The 3,400-nt window shown below is 60.5% G+C and carries 2 protein-coding genes; both read right to left on the bottom strand.

Features of this window, described 5'->3' with window-relative positions; genetic code table 11:
- Positions 1-141 precede the first annotated feature (141 nt).
- Positions 142-2,229 (bottom strand): site-specific integrase, encoded by a 2,088-nt coding sequence (locus GC127_RS01270; RefSeq protein ID WP_151976063.1) that lies wholly within the window; start codon positions 2,227-2,229, stop codon positions 142-144.
- A partial coding sequence (locus GC127_RS01275; RefSeq protein WP_254699956.1) for a tyrosine-type recombinase/integrase occupies positions 2,226-3,400 on the bottom strand: 1,175 nt, incomplete at its 5' end. The genes GC127_RS01275 and GC127_RS01270, both read right to left, overlap by 4 nt.

Here is a 3,400-nt window from a genome sequence, read left to right on the forward strand (position 1 = left end):
TGGTTCGATGTTATCCCGACAATCAAGCTGTTTTTGTTCTCCTGGCGGGGGTTTGTCGTGGTTGTCCATAGGAGGGCCCCCGCCGCCCGCGTAGCGCGGATACGCGCGCAGCGGAGCGGGCGGCGGGGAGGTACCTGTGGGCTACCGCGACATTTTCAGTGCCGCTTCGACTGTCTCTCCAACTTCCTGTGCCGCGTCTGCGACTGGCTCGCCCAGTTCGACGAGAAGCTGTTCGATGCGGAAGGCTATTCCTGAATGCCGCTCGATCTCTCGTGTCCAACCCCGGCAACGCGCATCCTCTGTCAGATTAAGTTCGAGGCGATGGCGCGCCCGCAGTCTCGGTGCATAGGAGCGGGTGGTGACGAATTTGGCGCAGTTCAGGTAAAGGTCGCATTCACAGGGTCCCTCTTCCGGCAGCCGCAGACAATGGCCGAGTTCGAGCTCGGTCTTCAGGAAGTTGCACTTCAGCCAATCGACCGTGCTCTGTGGAAGGCGTTGATTGCGGATGATCTCGGCCGCAGGTCCGGCGATCGGCGCATCGGGTTTCAACACGGCTTGATAGTCAGCGAGCACCGCTTCATCGCTGACACGGATATAGACCATCGACATATGCGGGCTTTGGTGCCCTAGCACGTCCATGATCGTCTGCATCCGCGCCCCGCCTTCGGCGAGTTCCGTGCCGACCGTGTGGCGGAAGCGATGCGCCGAGATGAGATTTTGCCCTTTTCCATCGACCAGACCAAGTTTTTGAGAGATGTCTTTGAGCGGATAGTTGAACAGGTAGTCGGGCGAGATTGCGACACCACGGCGGTAGAAGAGCAACTTGACGTGTTGTCCGGTTCTGGCATCCGGGACCGGGCGTTCGTCCGACTTTGCGCGCAGGTCTATGACCTTGCGAAGAGATTCAGCAGCCTCAGGGTGAAGCGGCACAAGCCGCTCCCTGTAGGTCTTTCCGGCCGGAATGCGCAGCCGTGGCGTTCCGTCAGGATAGGCGTCCAGACAGTCGACGGGCAACCTTGCGATCTCTGTCCGACGGGCGCCGGACCATCGCGCGGTCAGGATTGCGGCGCGCTGGAAATCGCAGGGAAGCTTGCGGACCTCTTCCATGAGTGGTCCGAGCTGCTCGGCGGGGATATACCGGGGCAGGCGCTGTGGAAGGCGGGGAAGGTCACGTGTGTTCAGAACCGGTCGCGTCGGGAAATCTGGCCATTCCCAGGCTGCGCCCTCGCTGAGGAATTGCGCAACATGAAGCGCACGGGATCTCTGGGCGGTAATCGACAATGTACGCTTGGTTCTGGCGCCGACTTGGCTTCTAAGATCGATCAGGAAGGCAGTCATCACCTCGGACGTGACATCAGCGAACTTCTCAATTTTTGGATCTTGGCGAACCAGGAAGTCGACAAAGCGGCGGAGCGACACGGCGCAGTGGTCGACCGTCACCCTGGAAAGGCTGGTGCGCTTGATCTCCAGCCAGCGCTCGATGAAAATACCCATATCCGGCCTCGGATAGACATAAGGCCTCCGCTTGTCGGCGGTCATGCGTGGTCGCGCGATGCCGTTGCCGAGGTGGTGCAGGACAAGCTGTGTCTGTCGGACATAGCGGTGCCAGAAATGGGCGGTCGTCTTGGCCTTCTGCGGGTCATAGCCATGGAAGCGCTTCATCAGGGAAGACGCCGCATATGCAGAAATTGCATCGTTCAACACGTCAAGGTCGTTGGAGGTGATCAGTTCAGGCGAACGCATGCCGGTATGAAGCGCGATGCGAGAAACCACCCAGGTGGTCGACCCCTGTGGCGTCGTCTGGTGATACCCCATCGCTTTCTGGCGCTTGCGGAGATCCGGAATACCCAGATCGATGCCCAGGTAATTTGCGAGTTGGGCGGCATACATGGGCGAAATCGACAGGAGGAACCCATAGTCGAGGCGCAGGCGGTCCGTTAAGGCGAGGTAGTAGAGATATTGCCGCGCCCAGAACGAGGCGGGGTGTTCAGGTGTGAAGGCGGATGTTCCGTGAAGTCGCCCGAGCCGAACCTCAAGCGGTTGTTCGCACCAAAGAGCGAGATCGGGAAAGGCGACGACGAACTCTCGACGTTGAGCGACATAACGGTTCTTCATATAGCGGGTCATGTCGAGGCTGCGGATGAATGTGCGATATTCCTCCTCCTCGCAGTGCGACGGTGAGATATCAGTCGGGAAGGTTTGCAGGGCAGTCGGTGGTGGAGTCGTCATGGCTTTAGCCCCATTGCACGGCTGTACTCGGCGAGCACTGTGGCGTCGGACACGCGGGTGTAGATACGTGTTGATTCCGGTGATGCATGCCCGAGCCGGCGCTGGAGAGTCAGCTCTCGCATGCCTGCTTCCCACATGCGGGTGGCGTGGGTATGCCGCAGCGCATGCGGTGTGACGCCGGGAGATTTGATCCCGGCGCGCTCCGCCGCTCGCGCGAAGGCTTTTGCCAACGCGGCATAGGACAAGGGCTCAGATCGCCTCGTGCCGTTTCCGCCGACCAGAAAGATGAACGGCGTGTCTGTCTCGCGGGGACGGTCGCGCATAACATAGCCGCTGATGGTATCGAGGGCCTGCCCGTCATGCAGGTCGACGACACGCTCGACGCGGGACTTTCCGCGTGCCCCTTTCGGGTGGTCATCGCGACATCGGACGGTCACGCGCCGCCGTCCATAGGCGATATCCTCGAGATGCAGGCTGAGCGCCTCACCCGGCCGCAGGCCGCCATGAAGCATCAGGAGCACGAGGGCGCGATCGCGCAGGCAGGTCAGCTCGGCTAGGAGACGTTCGATTTGGTCGTCATTCATCGGACGAGGCAGGCGGTGAACGCTGCGGACACGGATTACGCGCACGCTCGCTGAGCGACGGGAAATGCCTTCAAAGAACGGTCGGTGCCGATCGGTGACCGAAGGCTTGTTGATACTCTTGCTGACCCGCATCGGGTTTGGCGGGGTCAGCGTCCCTGCGATGATCGCCCAGTCGCAAAACGACGACATTGCGGCCAGTGCTCGATTGACCGTTGCCGGTGACAGCCGATCCGGGCCAGGCGCAGTTGCGGACCGGCCGGGGCGCATATCGATCCGGTCGTGCAGGTAAGCGATCAAATCGACGGCATTCGCGATGTTGAAGCCCTGCCACTCGAGCCCTCGGGCTTCGAAGAACTCCCACACGCGCCGCAGGTCGTAGGCGTAGGAGCGAATGGTGTTCGGGGATGACCCTCGAGCGTCGAGATAACGGAGGAAATCGTGAATCGGTTCAACGGAGTTGCCTGCATCATCGCGGACAAAATAGCGAGGGACAGTCCCCTCTCGAGCTCTGGTGACTTGCATAATCTGCCCTCGGAAAAAGGTGAAAACTTCAGCCTTGGAGGTGAAATCGCAAGTGTCCAGATAAT

The sequence above is a fragment of the Roseovarius sp. EC-HK134 genome, from assembly GCF_902498815.1.
Classification (GTDB): domain Bacteria; phylum Pseudomonadota; class Alphaproteobacteria; order Rhodobacterales; family Rhodobacteraceae; genus Roseovarius; species Roseovarius mucosus_A.

What these genes read in the sequence shown, in the direction of transcription:
- GC127_RS01270 (WP_151976063.1), bottom strand. Translation starts at nt 2,229, where the DNA reads ATGACGACTCCACCACCGACTGCCCTGCAAACCTTCCCGACTGATATC.